Here is a 16683-nt window from a genome sequence, read left to right on the forward strand (position 1 = left end):
TCATGAGTAAGCAGGCATTGGTTTTATTTGCGCACGGCGCGCGCGCCGCATCGTGGGCTGCGCCGTTCGAACGGTTGCGCGAGCTGACGCAGGCGCGCACGCCGGACGTGAGCGTGTCGCTGGCCTTTCTGGAATTGATGACACCGAGCCTGCCCGAGCTGGTGGCCGAACTGGTCGCCGGCGGCACCGCGCACATCACCGTGGTGCCGGTGTTCCTGGGGCAGGGCGGCCACGTGCTGCGCGACCTGCCGCTGATGGTCGAGCAGCTGCGCATCGATCATCCGCAGGCATCGATCACGGTGGTCGATGCGGCCGGCGAGAACGCGGCCGTGCTTAATGCGCTGTCCGACTACTGCGTGGCCTCGCTGTCAGCGCGCGCGACGCCAGACTGACAGCGGTATATGCCCGTCCGGCCTGGCCGGCACGCGGTAGCTCAGTTCATCCCCGTTCAATTCATAGGCGCGCTTCTGCTGCGTACCCTCCCAGTTTGAAAAAGCCGCGTTGGCGATGCTGAAGGTTAGCGTGCGCGCCTCGCTGTCGATGGCGACGGTGCCGAAGTGCGTGCTCGATCCGAAGACGGCGGCCTCGAACTCGGCCGGCGTGCCGTTCTTCTTGTCGCCGCCGGCAAAGTGCGGACGCCCGGTGCGGTAGATCTGCACGCTGTAGCGGCCTTGTTTGTCGATCATCATCAGGCCGGCGGGCGCTTCGCCGTAGTCGTGGATGCGCGTGCCGTCCGGCAGCAGCTGGTCGGCGGCGACCAGCGTCCAGGTGCCGGCCAGCGGGAAGTCTGGCGCTGCGGGCGCTCCGGCCGCCTGCGTGGCGGGCACCCACATGACGAGGCAAAATAATCGGTTCAGCAGTTTCATGGCGTTCTCCGTGATGGTGATGGAGCCACGATAGCGCTAAACCGATCTGAACGAAATTAGCGAAATCCGCCCGATATATGTGCATAATTGCACAATGAGCCAACCAGACTGGGATCACCTCCGATACTTCCTGGCCCTGCACGATGCCGGCACGCTGAGCGGTGCCGCGCGGGCGGCCGGGGTCGAGCACACCACCGTGGCGCGGCGCATCGATGCGCTGGAGACGGCGCTGGCGGTGAAGCTGTTCGACCGCTTTCCGAGAGGCTGGTCGCTGACGGCGGCCGGCAAGGCGCTGGTGCCGCATGCGCGCAAGATGGAAGAGAACTTGCATGGCCTGATGCGGGCGGCCAGCGGCAGCGCTGCGCTGAGCGGGAAGGTGAGGGTGTCGGCGCCGCCTGCGCTGTCGGCCTATCTGCTGGCGCCGCGCCTGAAGACCGCGCTGCTCCGGCTACCCGGCATCGAGCTGGATCTGCGCGGCGAGGCACGCGAGACGGATCTGATGCGGCGCGAGTCGGATATCGCGTTGCGCTTCAAGCGCCCCGATGCGCCGGGGCTGGCGGTGCGGGCGTTGACGACGATCGCCTACGGCCTGTACGCCAGCCCGGACTACCTGGCGGCGCGCGCGCCGGAGCAGTGGGAGTTTGTCGGCTACGATGAGCTGATGCAGGAGACGCCGCAGCAGCAATGGCTGGAGAAGGTGCGAGACGGGCGCCGCTACTGCCTGCGTTCCAATGACCTGGGCGCTTTGTACCAGGCGGCGCTGGGCGGCTGCGGCGTTGCGGTGCTGCCGGAGTACCTGTTCGATTTGCGGCGCGGCGGCCTGGCGCCCATCGACACGCCGGCCTGCCCGGTCAAGCGCAAGCTGTGGATCGTCATGCACGAGGATGTGCGGCGCGCCGCGCAGGTGCGCGCGGTGGCCGATGAGCTGATTGCGTTGTTTACTTCCGCGGGACGATCTTGATTTCGTAAAGTTTGGGCCACAGCTTGCCGGTCACGAACAGGCGCTTCTTCTCGGCGTCGTAAGCGATGCCGTTCATGACGTTCTCGCCGTTGAGGCCCTTGCCGGCGTCGGGATACAGTTTGCCCAGGTCGATCCAGCCGGTGATCTTGCCGTTGGCCGGATCGATGCGGGCGATGGTGTTGGTGTGCCACAGATTGGCGAAGATTTCGTCGCCCACCACTTCCAGCTCGTTGACCTGGTCGACCGGGATGCCGTCCGCCGTCACCTTCACGCGGCGCACTTCGAGGAAGGTCTTGGGATCGAGGAAGCGCAGGTTGGCCGTGCCGTCGCTCATGATCAGCTCCTTGCCGTTCTGCGCCAGGCCCCAGCCTTCGCCGGGATAGGCGAACTGGTTGCGCATTTCGAAGGTGGCCAGGTCGAACACGAAGCCGGTGTGGGTCTGCCAGGTCAGGCCGACCAGCGTGTCCTGCCATGCCGTCAGTCCTTCGCCGAAGTACTGCGGCGGAATGTCCTTGCTCTTGACGACTTTACCGGTCTCCAGCTCCACCTTGCGGATCGACGATTTGCCATTCAGGCCGGTGCTCTCGTACAGGAAGCCGTCGCGGTACAGCAGCCCTTCGGTGAAGGCCTGCGGATCGTGCGGGTAGGCGCGGACGACCTTGAAATCGTAGGTGGGGATGGCGGCGGGAGCATGGGCGGCTACCGGCAGCAGTGCGAGGAGAAGGAGGGCTTGGGCGTAGTTCGTTTTCACTATTCGGTCACTGAAGAGTTTTGCAGTTCGATCATGGCGTCCAGCGTTGTGCCGGGGGCGTCGAGTTCCGCCTGCACGCAGGCGCGCGCTTCCGGCGACTGCACCAGCGTTACCGCCTGCTCGCGCGCCGCTTCCGCCGCAGCAGTATCGCCGCAGCCGTCCAGCAAGTCCAGTACCAGCGCCAGTTCGACGATGTAGTTGTACACCTCGGCCAGCAGATCGGCCACGCCGGCGGTGGTCAGCACGTTCATGCCGGCGCGGCGCTCGTTGAACACTGCCGCCGCCTGCGCCAGATGCTGCAAGGGTTGCGGCAGGTGCTGGCGGGCCAGCGCGTAGTCGCCACAGGCCATCAGCGAAGGCAGCGCCGAGCGGGCGCACTGCCGCGCCAGCGCTTCGGGCAGCTGCTGGAACAGGTGGTAGGTGTTTTGCAAGTCGCCCAGCTTGTCGTTGATTGCGCGGATGTCGTTGAACAGGGCGGCGGCGGTTTCGCTGTCGCCGTCGGCACTGGCCAGCAGGCGTTTGCTGTCGCGATCGCGCACTTCGACCAGCGCATGGCGGGCCGGCAGGTATTCTTCCGCAAGCTTGGCCCAGGCGCTCAGCACGTAGGACAGGCGCAGCGGCGCGGTTTCCTCATCGGCGGCGCTGGCGTCGAACAGCCAGATGTAGTCCTTGAGCGCGTTATCGAAACCGCCCGCCGAGTGGGCGGTCCATGCGCGTTCCAGCACTTCTTGTACAGTGTCCATTGCTACCTCGTTTGGTATGAATGGACATTCTATTACGGATCAGGCGCGCAGTTGCTGTACTGCTGAAGGGAGTGGCGTCGCGTCGCTGGCCTGGTGGGGGCGGGTTTGCATCGCGTCGCCCAGCATCACCAGCACCGGGCCGTGGGCCGCGCCCAGGCCTTGCGCCAGCGAGGCGATGGTCAGGCGGCGGATTTGCTGGTCCGGCCGGCTGCAATTTTCGATGACCACCACCGGCGTGTCCGGAAGGCGGCCTTGCGCCAGCAGGCGTTCGGCCGTGGCGACGGCTTCGCGGCCGCCCATGTACTGCACCAGCGTGTCGGTGTCGGGCATGGCGTCGTGGGCCGAGTGCTCGGGCGCGGTGGAGGAGGTGAAGAAGGCGACGCTGCGCGCCACGCCGCGCTTGGTCAGCGGCTGCTTGCTGGCGGCGGCTGCGGCCAGCGCGGTGGTGATGCCGGGGACGACTTCGACGTCGACGCCGGCTTCTTCCAGCGCGCGCAGTTCTTCGTCGGCGCGGCCGAACATCATCGGGTCGCCGCCTTTGAGGCGCACCACCAGCGGGAACTTCTTGGCGTTGTCGACCATCTGCTTGTTGATAAACTGCTGCGCGGTCGACAGCTGGCCATAGCGTTTGCCGACCAGGATCTTCTCGGCTTGAGGGCACAGCTCCAGCATCTCGGCCGTCACCAGCGCGTCGTGCAGCACCACGTCGGCTTGCGCCAGCAGGCGCGCGCCGCGCAGGGTGATCAAGTCCTGGGCGCCGGGACCGGCGCCGATAAGGTAGACTTTTCCGAGGATGACCATCGTGATTCCTTTGTTGGCTCGTCGCTCCCGCGCAAGCGGGAGTCCATGCTGAGTATGGATTCCCGCCTGCGCGGGAATGACGTATTGGCTACTCGCCCAAGCGGATCATGCCTGCAGCGACGGTCTGGTGCGTGACTTCGTCGATCAGGATGAAGGCGCCGGTCGCGCGGATATCGGCATAGGCGTCGGCCGCCAGCGGCTGCTGCACGGTCAGGCCAATGCGGGCGATGTCGTTCAGCTTCAAGCCTTCGGCGCTGTGGCGCTGCTGGGTGTTGATGTCCAACAGCGACTCGATGCCGGTGATCTTGGCCGAAGTCTGCTTGGTGCCGTGCTTGATCCAGTATTTGCGGCGCTGGTCCAGCGGCTCGTCGGACATCCAGCATACATCGGCCTTCAGCTGCTTGAGCAGGGTCGCAGGCTGGTCGGCGCCGGCCAGCAGGTCGCCGCGCGAGATGTCCAGGTATTCGTTCAGCAGCAGCGTGACCGATTGGCCGACCACCGCCGATTGATGCGAACCTTCCAGCGTGACGATATCCTTGACCGTAGCGGCTTGGCCGGACGGCTGCACCACCAGCTTGTCGCCAACCGAGACCTTGCCCGCTTCGATGCGGCCCATGTAGCCGCGGAAGTCGTTGGCTTCGTGGCCGTTGTGGCGTGCCACCAGCTGTACTGGGAAGCGGAACGGCGCGTTGTGCGATTCGTCGTACACCGACAGCGATTCCAGCAGCTCGATCAGCGTCGGGCCCTTGTACCAGCTCAGTTTCTCGCTGGCGTCGACGACGTTGTCGCCGGTCAGGGCGGACAGCGGAATCGGCGTGATGTCCTTCAAGCCCAGCGTTTCGGCGAACTCGCGGTAGGCTTTGACGATGCGGTCGTAGATCGCCTGATCGTAGTTCACCAGGTCCATCTTGTTGACCGCGACCACCACGTGCTCGATCTGCAGCAGGTGGGCGATGGTCGAGTGGCGCTTGGTCTGGATCAGCAGGTCGACGCTGCCGTCGTCATGCAGCTTCACCTTCGAGACGTCGATCAGGATGATGACGGCATCGGCGGTCGAGGCGCCTGTGACCATGTTGCGGGTGTACTGCTCGTGGCCCGGCGTGTCGGCGATGATGAACTTGCGCTTCGGCGTGGCGAAGTAACGGTAGGCCACGTCGATGGTGATGCCTTGTTCGCGTTCGGCTTCCAGGCCGTCGGTCAGCAGCGACAGGTCTACGGCGTCGCCGACGGTGCGCTTGTGCTTGGAGCGTGACATGGCGTCCAGCTGGTCGGCGAAAATGCCTTTGCTGTCGAACAGCAGGCGGCCGATCAGGGTGGACTTGCCGTCGTCGACGGAGCCGGCGGTGATGAAGCGCAGCAGTCCGCGCTCGGTCAGGTTTTCATTCAGTGCGTTCATCAGAAGTATCCTGCTTTCTTACGTTTTTCCATCGAGGCTTCGGAGGTCTGATCGTCCATCCGGGTGGCGCCGCGTTCGGTGATCTGCGTGACTGCGGTTTCGGCGATGATCTGTTCCACCGTGGCCGCATCCGACGACACCGGGCAGGTGCAGGAGATGTCGCCGACGGTGCGGAAGCGCACCACTTGCGTTTCGACGGTTTCGCCTTCGCGGGCCGGGGTCAGGTCGGTCAGCGGCACCAGCAGGCCGTTGCGCGGAATGACCTGGCGCTCGTGGGCGAAGTAGATCGGCGGCAGTTCCAGCTTTTCGCGGGCGATGTACTGCCACACATCGAGTTCGGTCCAGTTCGAGATCGGGAACACGCGCATGTTTTCGCCTGGATGAACGCGGGTGTTATACAAGTCCCACAGTTCCGGGCGCTGCGACTTCGGATCCCACTGGCCGAATTCGTCGCGGAAGGAGAAGATGCGCTCTTTGGCGCGGGCCTTCTCTTCGTCGCGGCGCGCGCCGCCGATGCAGGCGTCGAAGCCGTGTTCGGCGATGGTCTCCAGCAGCGTGACCGCCTGCGCGGCGTTGCGCGAATCGGTCAGCGGATTACGCAGGCGCACCGTGCCTTTTTTGATCGACTCTTCGACCGAGCCGACGATCAGGCGCTCGCCCAGTTCGGCCACGCGTTTGTCGCGGAAGGTAATCACTTCGGCGAAGTTATGGCCGGTATCGACGTGCACCAGCGGGAACGGGAATTTGCCGGGGCGGAAAGCCTTCTCCGCGATCCGCAGCAGGACCACCGAGTCTTTACCGCCTGAGAACAGCAGGGCAGGGTTGCTGCACTCGGCCGCCACTTCGCGCATGATGTGGATCGCTTCGGATTCCAGGGCGTCGAGGTGGCGTGCATTGACATGCGCGGCGTGGTTTTCAACTATAGCGTTCATGGGACTATGCCTATTCTTTTGGTGTGGCGGGATTACGCCGCCACGGATTTAATGCGTATCAGTTTGCCGTCGACCATGTGCAGGCCGCATTCCTTCGATTCCGGATTCTCCCACCACCAGCGGCCGGCGCGGACGTCTTCACCCGGTTCGATGGCGCGCGTGCATGGTGCGCAGCCTATCGATGGATAACCCTGATCGTGCAGCGCGTTGTACGGCACGCCGTTGTCGCGGATGTAGTTCCAGACGTCTTCCTCCGACCAGTCGGCCAGCGGATTGAACTTGGTCATGAAATGCGCCGGATCGTCTTCTTCCACCATCAGCGAGGTGCGGGTGGCCGACTGCGCGCGGCGCTGGCCCGTGACCCAGGCCTTGTTGCCGGCCAGGGCGCGGCCCAGCGGCTCCACCTTGCGGATGCGGCAGCATTCGCGGCGCATCTCGACGCTGTCGTAGAAGGCGTTCAGGCCGTTCTGCGCGACGTAGGCGTCGATCGCTTCGGTCTCAGGCTTGTACAGGGCGATCTCGTAGCCGTCGTAGTGTTCCTTCACGCGGTCCAGCATGGCCAGCGTTTCGGGATGCAGGCGGCCGGTCTCCAGCGAGAAGATGCCGATATTCAGCTTGGCCTTCAGGATCAAATCGGTCAGCACCATGTCTTCGGCCGCCAGGCTGGAGGCGAAGACCGCCGGGCTATGTTCGCTGGCGATGCGGTTCAGCGTGGCGCTGGTGTCCGCAATCAGCTTGCTCAGGTCACTCATGTTCGCTCCGTTCAGATACCGTAGCCGGCATCGCCGTCTTTGACGCCGACGTTGCGCGCATGGCGGCGGAACAGCGGCACTTTCTGGTCCACCGACGCCTGGTAGGTCTCCGAGAAATCGGACAGGCCTTTGAGCGCATCGTGGATGCTGCGGTCGGGACGCGTGGCGTAGGCGTCGAAGCCGACGCGCTGCATCGAGAACAGCTGGTCGCGCAGCACGTCGCCGATGGCGCGCAGTTCGCCGGTCCAGCCCAGGCGGGTGCGCAGGTTGTAGGCGATCGAGTAGCCGCGGCCATCGGTGAATTTAGGGAAGTCGACGGCGATCACGGCGAATTTCGACAGGTCGTCCTTCAGTGCTTCAGGGCGTTCGTCGCTGGCGATCCAGACGCCGATTTCGCCGGCTTCGGCGCGCGCCAGCAGCGATTCGCGCTGGGCGTTCCAGACGGCGACCGGCACGATCACTTTGCCCGCCGGGACGGGCAGGGCGGCGATGGCGTCGGCTTCGGGGGCGACGCCGCCGTCGGCCGCTTCCGGCGCGCGCAGCACGTGCCAGCTGTCTTCGACAACTTCGCGGCCCTTGATGATCAGGTTTTTAACGTCAGACATATTCATCCTCTCCAACCAGGCGACCGGCTTCGGCGATCGGCGTGGCGTACACAAATTCCTTGAACGGTGCGATGCCGAGGCGCTGCGCACAGTCGGCGAACGATTCGTCCTCGTAGCGATCGCGCACATAGACCTGCAGCAGGCGGCCGATCACTTCCGGCATTTGCAGCGCGGAGAACGATGGTCCGATGATCTTGCCGATGGCGGCGTTGTTGCCCTGCGAGCCGCCGATCGACACCTGATACCATTCGCTGCCGTCCTTGTCGACGCCCAGCACGCCGATGCTGCCGACATGGTGGTGGCCGCAGGCGTTGATGCAGCCGGAGATATTCAGTTCGATCTCGCCGATGTCGTGCTGGAAGTCGATATTGTCGAAGCGCTCCGCGATGGCGGCGGCGATCGGCAGCGATTTGGCGTTGGCCAGCGAGCAGAAGTCGCCGCCAGGGCAGCAGATCATGTCGGTCAGCAGGCCGATGTTCGGCGTCGCCAGGCCCTTGGCCTTGACCTGTTCCCACAGCGTGTACAACTGCGACTGTTCGACGTCGGCCAGCACGATGTTCTGTTCGTGCGTGACGCGCAGTTCGCCGAAGCTGTAGCGGTCGGCCAGGTCGGCCATGAAGTCCATCTGTTCGGCGGTGGCGTCGCCCGGCGGCACGCCGGTCTTCTTCAGCGACAGCACCACGGCGGCATAGCCAGGCTGTTTGTGCGGCTTGACGTTGCGGTTGACCCAGTTGGCGAAGGCCTTGTTGGCGCTTGCGCCAGGAAGAGCAGCGACGTCGCTGTCGTCCAGCTGTTTATATGCGGGCGGCTGGAAGTAGTCGATCACGCGCTGCATCTCTTCGACGGTCAGCGTTTCCGGGCCGTCTTTGAGGTCGGTCCATTCGGCTTCGACCTGACGGGTAAATTCCTCGACGCCGATGGCTTTCAGCAGGATCTTGATGCGGGCCTTGTACTTGTTGTCGCGGCGGCCGTACTGGTTATATACGCGCATCACGGCTTCGGTGTAGGTCAGCAGGTGCTGCCATGGCAGGAAGTCGCGGATCACGCTGCCCAGGATGGGCGTGCGGCCCATGCCGCCGCCGGCCATGAACTTGAAGCCGATCTCGCCGGCGTCGTTGCGCACCACGGTCAGGCCGATGTCGTGTACGGCGATGGCGGCGCGGTCTTCGACGGCGCCGTTGATGGCTACCTTGAATTTGCGCGGCAGGGCGATGAACTCAGGGTGGAAGGTGGACCACTGGCGCAGCACCTCGGCGTACGGACGCGGATCGATGATCTCGTCGGCGGCGACGCCGGCGTACGGATCGGAGGTGGTGTTGCGGATGCAGTTGCCCGAGGTCTGGATGGCGTGCATCTCCACCGAGGCCAGGTCGCTCAGGATGTCCGGGGTCTGTTCCAGCTCGATCCAGTTGAACTGGATGTTCTGGCGGGTGGTGAAGTGGCCGTAGCCGCGATCGTACTTGCGGGCGATCTGGGCAAACATGCGCATTTGCCTGGACGCCAGCAGGCCGTAAGGCACGGCGATGCGCAGCATGTAGGCGTGACGCTGCATATACAGGCCGTTTTGCAGGCGCAGCGGCAGGAATTCGGCTTCGGTCAGCTCATCGGACAGGCGGCGGCGCACCTGATCGCGGTACTGGGCGATGCGTTCACGCACGATAAGATGGTCATATTGGTCGTATTGATACATATTCTTCCTAGATAGTCGCTTGCTAGAACCCCCAAACTAGCGCTAATAGTAATAAACTTCGTCTTTATTCCATACGACTTAGTCTTTATTTGCTTATATACGTATTGGGTATAAGCATGGACGTTCAATTTATGATGGGCCTGGATCTGCAATGAACCTTCACCAACTGCGCTTTGTGCGCGAAGCTGTACGCCAGAATTACAACCTGACCGACGCCGCCAAGGCGCTGTTTACGTCGCAGCCGGGCGTGTCCAAGGCGATTATCGAGCTGGAGGAGGAGTTGGGCGTCGATATCTTCACCCGGCACGGCAAGCGTATCCGCGGCCTGACCGAACCGGGGCGGCTGGTGCTGGAATCGGTGGAGTTAATTATGCAGGAGATCGACAGCCTGAAGCGCATCGGTAAGGAATATGCGGCCCAGGATAGTGGCAGTTTTACCATCGCCACCACACACACGCAGGCGCGCTACACGCTGCCGAAAGTGGTGCAGGCTTTCATGCTGAAGTTTCCCAAGGTGAGGTTGTCTTTGTTGCAAGGTAATCCGCAACAGATCGCCGAAATGGTCCAGCGCGACCAGGCCGACCTGGCCATCGCCACCGAGTCCATCGCCGGCGTGACTGGATTGATAACATTGCCGTGTTACCAATGGGAACACGTGGTGGTGGTGGCGCCGGACCATCCTTTGCTTAAATCCAAGCAGGTTACGCTGGAAGAAATTGCCGCTTTCCCGATTATCACTTACGATGGCGCCTTTGCCGGCCGCAGCAAGATCGACCATGCCTTCTCCCTGCGCGGGCTGAAGCTGGACGTGCTGCTGGAAGCCATCGACGCCGACGTGATCAAGACTTATGTGGAGTTGGGCATGGGGATTGGTATCATAGCGGGCATGGCCTTCGACGCCGAGCGCGACAAGAACCTGCGCGCCATCCCCGTGGGCCACCTGTTCGGCATGAATGTGTCGCGGGTGGCGGTCAAGCAGGGGGCTTATCTGCGCAGCTATATCTACACCTTTATTGAACTGCTGGCGCCTACGCTCAACCGCAAGTTGATCGAGCAAGCCATGAGCGGTGAAAAAGAGCACTACGAACTGTAAATTAGAAAGTAAGACATGATTACCAATCAGTTGGCACAATTTTATGCCGTCAACGCCGATAACTATGACCAGGTCTACGCGCAGGAAGAGCGCTTCGACGATCTGGATGACCTGCAGGAAATGGTTGCCGAGCTGTTCCAGGGCCACAAGGTGCTGGAACTGGCCTGCGGCACCGCTTACTGGACCGACCTGATCGCCGAAGTGGCGGAATCGGTGCACGCCACCGACCTGCTGCCGGAAATGATCGCGTTGGCCGAAACCCGCGGCCTGGACGAGGATGTCGTCAGCTTCGGCGTGATGGACGCCTTCAACCTGCCGGATGGCCTGGAAGGCAAGTACACGGCGGTGTTCGCTGCCGGCCTGTGGGCCCACGTCAAGCGTGAAGACCAGGAAAAATACCTGAAGACGCTGCGCACCAAGCTGGGCAAGGATGTGCTGCTGGTGTTGCTCGATGAAACTTATGTCGATGGCAACAGCATGGTATTCGCCCGCACCGACCTGGAAGGCAATACCTTCCAGATCCTGACGGCCGACGACGGCCAGCGCTACGAAGTGATGAAGAATTACCTGACCGATAGTACGCTGCGCAAGCGCTTCGCGACGTCGGCGCGGCAGGTCCGCATCGAACGCATGGAGTACTACTACCTGCTCAGCTGCCGCTTGAAATAAGCCCGTTCAGCCCCGAAAAGCCGCTTTTAGCGGCTTTTTTTTATTGATGTCGAATTACAACAAATGGTCAATGTCACATTGTTGAAGTAATTGATAGGCATGATTCGCCCCGTAGATTCATTACATGCAGTTACTTCTTTCAACCTTCAGTAGAGAACATCAAGTGAAAAAACTTACTCTGGTAGCAATGATCATCGGCGGTTTCGCAGCCCAAGTACAAGCGCAATCGAATGTCACGATCTATGGCCTGGTCGATGCCGGCCTGGTCGGCGAGCGCGGCGGCGCTGCTGGCAGCGTGACCAAAGTCACCAGCGGTATCGGCGGCCAGTCGCGTCTGGGCTTCCGCGGTACGGAAGATCTGGGCGGCGGTCTGTCGGCTATCTTCACCCTGGAAACCGGCGTGAAAGTGGATGATGGCGCGCTGGACAACGCCAACAGCGCCCTGTTCAACCGTCAATCGTTCGTCGGCCTGAAAAGCAAGGAAGCCGGCACCCTGACCATCGGTCGTCAATACACCATGCTGTACAACGCCATGAGCCAGGTCGCTGACCCGTTCGGCGCCGGCTACGCAGGCAGCATCAAGAACTTGTTCCCAGCTGCTGGCGCCAACACCCGCACCAGCAACGCCCTGGTCTACGCATCGCCTAGCGTTGAAGGCTTCAGCGCCGAAGGTCTGTACTCGCTGGGCGAGCAGGCTGGCAGCTCGACCGCCGGCCGTCAGTTCGGCTTCGGCCTGAACTACGCCAACGGCCCGCTGAACGCGCGTCTGGTGTACAACAACCGCAACAACGACACCGCCGCCGTCGGCGCCACCCCGGCCAAGCTGCAAGACAGCGGCCGCAACACCCTGTTCGCGATCAACTACGACTTCCAGGTTGTTAAAGCCTACTTCGCCTACGGCGCAGACAAAGGCGTGAACAGCGCAGCCCTGCCAGTGGCCAACGCCTACGGCTACGCCGTGGCTCCGAAAGCCAGCGTTGACAGCAACGACCTGCTGATCGGCGTGCAAGTGCCAGTCGCTCCTAGCGGCACCATCATGGCTTCGTACATCCGCAAGAACGACAAGACCGTCAACAACCAGGACGCCGACCAGTGGGCTCTGGGCTACCTGCACTCGCTGTCGAAGCGTACCGGCATCTACGTCGCCTACGCCAAGATCAAGAACAAGAACGGCGCTGGCTACACCGTTGGTAACAACAACGAAGCTGGTAGCGGCGACAAGGCCTTCAACGTCGGCATCCGTCACGCCTTCTAAGCAATACTGGCGGGATTTTCCTGAGGAGGCAGCGGCAGCCGGATCATGATCCGGGTGCCGCCGTCGCTGACGATGGAAATGTCGCCATGCAGTGCCCAGACGCGTTCGCGCATCCCGATCAGGCCGAAGGACGACGCTTTGTCCATGTCCTTTTCGGCGATGCCGCGGCCGTCGTCGTGTATCGTGATTTGCAGCAGTGAATCGGTGCGGTACAGCGACAGCATGACCTTGCGCGCCTCGGCGTGGCGGGTGATGTTGGTCAGCGCTTCCTGCGCGATGCGGAAGATGGCTGTGCTGTAGGCGTCATCGAGTATCAAATCCTCTTCATTCGCGTCCAGCGTGCAGGCGATGCCGTAGCGGGCCACGAATTCCTGACGCAAGCTCTCCAGCGCAAAATACAAACCGCCCTCATCGAGCGCGCGCGGCCGCAGATTGCTGGCGATGCGCCGCAGCGACGTGATCGCCGACATCAGCAGCTCGTCCATGCCGGCCTGCAGCTTGCGGGCCACGGCGTCGTTGCTGTGCTGCTGTTGCAGCAGCGCCAGGTCCACCCGCAGCGTCGCCAGCAGCTGGCCGAGGTCGTCGTGCAGTTCGCGGGCGATGTGCTTGCGCTCTTCCTCGCGTATCGTCTGCAGCGCTGCAGACAGCTCGCGCAGCTGCGAGTACGACTGTTCCAGCTGCTCCTGCACCTGCTTGCGCTCGGTGATGTCGCGCAGGATGATGGTGTAGATGCGGTGGCCGTTTTCCGCCAGCGACGAGATCGACCCCTCCAGCGGGAAGTGCTGGCCACCGGCCTTGAGCCCTGTCACCGCGTAATCGCTGGCGCGGCGGCCCTTCATGCGCAGGCGGATGCCGGTGTCGCCGAAATAGCGGGTGGTCGTGGGTTCGTTGTTCTGGCGCTGGTCGCGCGGGATGAAGCGGTGCAAGGGCGAGCCTTCCATCGCCTGCACCGTGGTGCCGAACATGGCGGCGGCGGAGGGATTGGCTTGCAGGATGTGCTGGCGCTCGTCGGTGGAGATGATGGCGTCGCTGGCGTGCTGGATGATGCCCCGGCTGCGCTTGTGGGCGGCGGCTGTCCTGGCGCATTGCCAGCCCATGCGCCAGGACAGCCGGCTGGCCAGCGCGACCGCGCCCGCAAGCAGTAGCAATGATCGGGTGCGACCCATGCGCGTCTCCATGCGGCCGGCGGCCGCGTGGGTACACACTAATGCAAGTGCAGGGCAGGGGATTGATTTGACGCAGACGCGCTCGGCGTCTGCGGGAATTACATTTGCTTGAACAGGTGCAGGAAGCTGCGGCTGACTTCCAGCTTGTCCGGCTTGCCCTTGATCATGACCAGATGGCGGCCACGGATGTCGCGCGTCACGCCTTCGATGGCGTTGACGTTGACCAGCGTCGCGCGGTGGATCTGCCAGAACAGTGCAGGGTCGAGTTCTTCCGCCAGGTCGCGCACCGGCTTGCGGATCAGCGCTTCATAGCGCTCGGTCTGCACGCAGGTGTATTTTTCGTCGGAGCGGAAGAACAGGATTTCCTCGACCGGGATCATGCGCAAGTCCTGGCCGATGCTGGCCTGTATCCACTGCAGATAGGCCGGTTTCGGCGTGGCGATCTTTTCCGCCAGTTGCGACAGCATCGCCGTCACGCTGGCGTTGACGTCGGCGGCTGGCTTGTTCATGCGGGTCTTGAGGCGGTCGACGGTGATCTGCAGGCGCTCCTGCTCGGGCGGTTTCAGCACGTAATCGACCGCGCCGCGCTCGAAGGCTTCGACCGCGTAGGCGTCGTAGGCGGTCACGAACACGATGTTGCTCTTGTTGCCGATGACCGTGGCCGCTTCCATGCCGGTCTTGCCGGGCATACGGATGTCGAGGAAGGTGAAGTCCGGCTTTAGCTGGTCGACCAGTTCGATCGCTTCGTCGCCATTCTTGGCTTCGCCGATGATTTCCAGTTCGGGCCAGACCTGGCCCAGGCGCATGCGCAGTTGGTCGCGCATCAAACGTTCGTCGTCGGCAATGATTGCTGTAGGCATGTGGGTGTGTTCTGCAATGTTAATTATTTAAACAATTAATTATTCAACGAATCGCCGTAATAATCAATCGATCTTATTTGGACAACTGGTACGGCACTTCGATCGTGGCGATGACGCCGCTTGGGCTGTTGGCGGCGATCAGCAGCTGGCCCTGGTCGCCATGCAGCAGTTTCAGGCGCTCGCGGATGGTCATCAGGCCCAGGCCGGTGCCGTCGCTAGGCACGGCGCCGAAGCCGAGGCCGTCGTCGGTGACGATCACGCGCAGCTTGTTGTGGGCGACATCGGCGCGCACTTTCAGCGTGCCGCCCTCGGGCTTGGCTTCGAGGCCGTGCTTGATGGCGTTTTCCACCATCGATTGCAGCATCATTGGCGGGAAGGCGGCGGTGCGCAGGCCGTCGGGGATGTCGAAGTCCACGGTCAGGCGCTCTTCCATACGCATTTTCAGCAGGTTCAGGTAGGCCACCACCATGTCGGCTTCACGGCCGAGGTTGGTAATCAGGGCGTTGTCGCGCATTTGCGGCAGCACCGCGCGCAGGTATTTGATCAGGCTGCGCTGCATGGCGGAGGCGCGCGGCGGGTCGGTTTCGATCAGATGTTCGACCGAGGCAAGCGTGTTGAACAGGAAGTGCGGCTCGACTTGCGCTTGCATCATCTGCATTTTGGCTTCGCTGAGCTGGCGCTGCATGGATTCACGTTCGACGGCGGCGTTGGCGGTCAGGGTTTCGGCTTCGGCGCGTTTTTTGCCGCCCATCAGCGCCTTGGTGCCGAACAGAGCCAGCACCAGCAGCGAGACGAAGCTCTTGAACCAGGTCGAGGCCTGACGGTGGTAGCGGGTGACTTTTTGCTCGGCGGCGTCGTCGACGGCTTCTTCAATCGCGTTCGACAACTCTTCACCGATCTGCGGCGGCAGGTCGATGTGGACTTCTTCGCCTGGCAGGGTGGGCAGGGCGGGGACGGAGGCGACTCCCGGCTTGGCGGGTTTGCCGGCCTTGCCTGCGGGGGCAGCCGGCTCGGCTGGTTCGGCGGGCTGTGCCGGGTTGGCCGGCTCGGCTGGCGGGGCCGGTGGTGCGACAGGAACGCCCTTGCTGTCGTCGCTGCTGGAATCGGATGAATCGCTCTTGTCGGTTTTATCGACATCCTTGTTGCGGATCTTGCCGCGCGGGTTGAAGTGGATGCCGCTGTCGTCAATCAGGATGTTGGTGTCGCCGTTCTTGCGTTTCGAATGCTTGTCGTTTTTGATGACGACTTCTTCGTCCGGACTGGACGAGAACAGCTCGTCTTGCAGGATGGAGCCGGCAATCAGCGTCAACACTGCGAACACCAGGAACTTCCACCACGACAGCTGCGTTACCCAGGTGGCGGTCGCATCGAAGCCGCGGTGCAGCCAGGCGCCGGCGGTTTTCAGGGTGTCTTGCGTTTTAGGCATCGGAAACATGTGAGGCTTTCGTTCTGTATTGTCATGCAAGCGGCAAGTGTAGCTTAACGATCAACTGTTGAGAGCTTCCATATTGCCCGGAATGACAATGCTATTGGGACGATGCAACTGTAAGGGATGGCTGGCATGGAAACCATGGGCATGCGACAGGCTGCAGAAAGACGGGAATGGGAGGCGAGGAGAGCGGAAGAGGAGGATGGCGCGAAAAATATTAAACGTCGTAGCGCACTTGCGGAATCCATTCTCGTTTGCTATAGTTCGCCCCCTCGCAGAACGACGCATGAAAATGCTGAGTGAAGCGGAAAAAAGAAGGGGTTGACGAAACGATCTAAACGCTTCATACTCTTTCTTCTTCGCTGACGGACACAACGCTCCGCAGCAAGCAAGCAGTACCGAATAAGTTCTTTAAAAATTAACAGTCGATAAGTGTGGACGTTTGATGAAAGTGCACAGCAGGCTAGTCCTGCTGATACTTAAAATATCAAATGTTCACAAGAAGTAATGAAATAGGCGCTTCGCAAGAAGTGGCCTGTCAGTATTTTGAGTGAGCGACCCGTCAGCAATGACGGTGCTAGAAATAGCAAATAAACAGAGATTAAACTGAAGAGTTTGATCCTGGCTCAGATTGAACGCTGGCGGCATGCCTTACACATGCAAGTCGAACGGCAGCGCGGGGCAACCTGGCGGCGAGTGGCGAACGGGTGAGTA

The 16683-nt window shown here is 62.2% G+C and carries 17 protein-coding genes and 1 rRNA gene; 6 read left to right on the forward strand and 12 right to left on the reverse strand.

What is annotated here, in order from left to right; translation table 11 throughout:
• Positions 1–2 precede the first annotated feature (2 nt).
• Positions 3–392 (forward strand): sirohydrochlorin chelatase, encoded by a 390-nt coding sequence (locus tag GEV02_RS07945; RefSeq protein ID WP_152837494.1) that lies wholly within the window; start codon positions 3–5, stop codon positions 390–392.
• Here the strand turns inward: GEV02_RS07945 and GEV02_RS07950 are convergent.
• Entirely contained in the window at positions 369–866 is a 498-nt protein-coding gene (locus GEV02_RS07950; RefSeq protein ID WP_152837495.1) for a lipocalin-like domain-containing protein, read from the reverse strand. The genes GEV02_RS07945 and GEV02_RS07950 overlap by 24 nt on opposite strands.
• Positions 867–960: 94 nt before the next feature.
• Between GEV02_RS07950 and GEV02_RS07955 the strand changes: the two genes are divergently transcribed.
• Positions 961–1827, forward strand: coding sequence for a LysR family transcriptional regulator (locus GEV02_RS07955; RefSeq protein ID WP_152837496.1), 867 nt, complete (start codon positions 961–963; stop codon positions 1825–1827).
• Here the strand turns inward: GEV02_RS07955 and GEV02_RS07960 are convergent.
• The 8 genes from GEV02_RS07960 to GEV02_RS07995 all read right to left on the reverse strand — a co-directional run bounded on the left by GEV02_RS07960 (position 1805) and on the right by GEV02_RS07995 (position 9497).
• The gene (locus GEV02_RS07960) at positions 1805–2578 is read right to left on the reverse strand and encodes a glutaminyl-peptide cyclotransferase (protein ID WP_328595751.1); all 774 of its coding nucleotides are present in this window, start codon (positions 2576–2578) and stop codon (positions 1805–1807) included. The genes GEV02_RS07955 and GEV02_RS07960 overlap by 23 nt on opposite strands.
• Positions 2578–3321: a hypothetical protein gene (locus GEV02_RS07965; protein ID WP_152837497.1), complete on the reverse strand. Its 744-nt coding sequence runs from the start codon at positions 3319–3321 to the stop codon at positions 2578–2580. Before GEV02_RS07965 ends, GEV02_RS07960 begins: the two co-directional genes overlap by 1 nt.
• A gap of 39 nt (positions 3322–3360) precedes the next feature.
• Complete coding sequence (gene cobA / locus GEV02_RS07970) at positions 3361–4122, reverse strand: uroporphyrinogen-III C-methyltransferase (RefSeq protein ID WP_152837498.1); 762 nt, start codon at positions 4120–4122, stop codon at positions 3361–3363.
• An 88-nt stretch (positions 4123–4210) separates the two neighbouring features.
• Positions 4211–5518 (reverse strand): sulfate adenylyltransferase subunit 1, encoded by a 1308-nt coding sequence (locus tag GEV02_RS07975; protein WP_152837499.1) that lies wholly within the window; start codon positions 5516–5518, stop codon positions 4211–4213.
• Positions 5518–6450 carry a sulfate adenylyltransferase subunit CysD gene (gene cysD, locus GEV02_RS07980; protein WP_008446524.1) on the reverse strand — a complete coding sequence of 311 codons (933 nt, stop codon included), beginning with the start codon at positions 6448–6450 and terminating at the stop codon, positions 5518–5520. The genes GEV02_RS07975 and cysD overlap by 1 nt, the downstream gene beginning before the upstream one ends.
• A 32-nt stretch (positions 6451–6482) precedes the next feature.
• The gene (locus tag GEV02_RS07985; protein WP_152837500.1) at positions 6483–7202 is read right to left on the reverse strand and encodes a phosphoadenylyl-sulfate reductase; all 720 of its coding nucleotides are present in this window, start codon (positions 7200–7202) and stop codon (positions 6483–6485) included.
• A gap of 11 nt (positions 7203–7213) precedes the next feature.
• Positions 7214–7807 (reverse strand): DUF934 domain-containing protein, encoded by a 594-nt coding sequence (locus tag GEV02_RS07990; RefSeq protein ID WP_152837501.1) that lies wholly within the window; start codon positions 7805–7807, stop codon positions 7214–7216.
• On the reverse strand, positions 7800–9497 hold the full coding sequence (locus GEV02_RS07995) for a nitrite/sulfite reductase (protein WP_152804087.1): 1698 nt from the start codon (positions 9495–9497) through the stop codon (positions 7800–7802). The genes GEV02_RS07990 and GEV02_RS07995 overlap by 8 nt, the downstream gene beginning before the upstream one ends.
• A 151-nt stretch (positions 9498–9648) precedes the next feature.
• Here GEV02_RS07995 and GEV02_RS08000 point away from each other — a divergent pair, with 151 nt between their 5' ends.
• The 3 genes from GEV02_RS08000 (at position 9649) to GEV02_RS08010 (ending at position 12514) form a co-directional block, all read left to right on the forward strand.
• Positions 9649–10590, forward strand: a complete 942-nt coding sequence (locus tag GEV02_RS08000) for a CysB family HTH-type transcriptional regulator (protein WP_008446531.1) — start codon at positions 9649–9651, stop codon at positions 10588–10590.
• 15 nt (positions 10591–10605) lie between these two features.
• Positions 10606–11259: a class I SAM-dependent methyltransferase gene (locus GEV02_RS08005; protein ID WP_008446533.1), complete on the forward strand. Its 654-nt coding sequence runs from the start codon at positions 10606–10608 to the stop codon at positions 11257–11259.
• Positions 11260–11446: 187 nt separating this feature from the next.
• A complete protein-coding gene (locus GEV02_RS08010) occupies positions 11447–12514 on the forward strand; it encodes a porin (RefSeq protein ID WP_152837558.1) in 1068 nt (355 codons plus the stop codon).
• Here the strand turns inward: GEV02_RS08010 and GEV02_RS08015 are convergent.
• The 3 genes from GEV02_RS08015 to GEV02_RS08025 all read right to left on the reverse strand — a co-directional run bounded on the left by GEV02_RS08015 (position 12511) and on the right by GEV02_RS08025 (position 15975).
• Entirely contained in the window at positions 12511–13680 is a 1170-nt protein-coding gene (locus GEV02_RS08015) for a sensor histidine kinase (protein ID WP_152837502.1), read from the reverse strand. The two genes, GEV02_RS08010 and GEV02_RS08015, sit on opposite strands and share 4 nt — an antisense overlap.
• Positions 13681–13778: 98 nt before the next feature.
• Positions 13779–14540 (reverse strand): LytR/AlgR family response regulator transcription factor, encoded by a 762-nt coding sequence (locus tag GEV02_RS08020; protein WP_070270238.1) that lies wholly within the window; start codon positions 14538–14540, stop codon positions 13779–13781.
• Positions 14541–14613: 73 nt separating this feature from the next.
• On the reverse strand, positions 14614–15975 hold the full coding sequence (locus GEV02_RS08025; RefSeq protein ID WP_152837503.1) for a sensor histidine kinase: 1362 nt from the start codon (positions 15973–15975) through the stop codon (positions 14614–14616).
• Positions 15976–16572: 597 nt separating this feature from the next.
• Here GEV02_RS08025 and GEV02_RS08030 point away from each other — a divergent pair.
• Positions 16573–16683, forward strand: a 16S ribosomal RNA gene (locus tag GEV02_RS08030); the annotation flags it as partial.

It is taken from the genome of Rugamonas aquatica, assembly GCF_009380215.1.
GTDB lineage: Bacteria > Pseudomonadota > Gammaproteobacteria > Burkholderiales > Burkholderiaceae_D > Rugamonas > Rugamonas aquatica_B.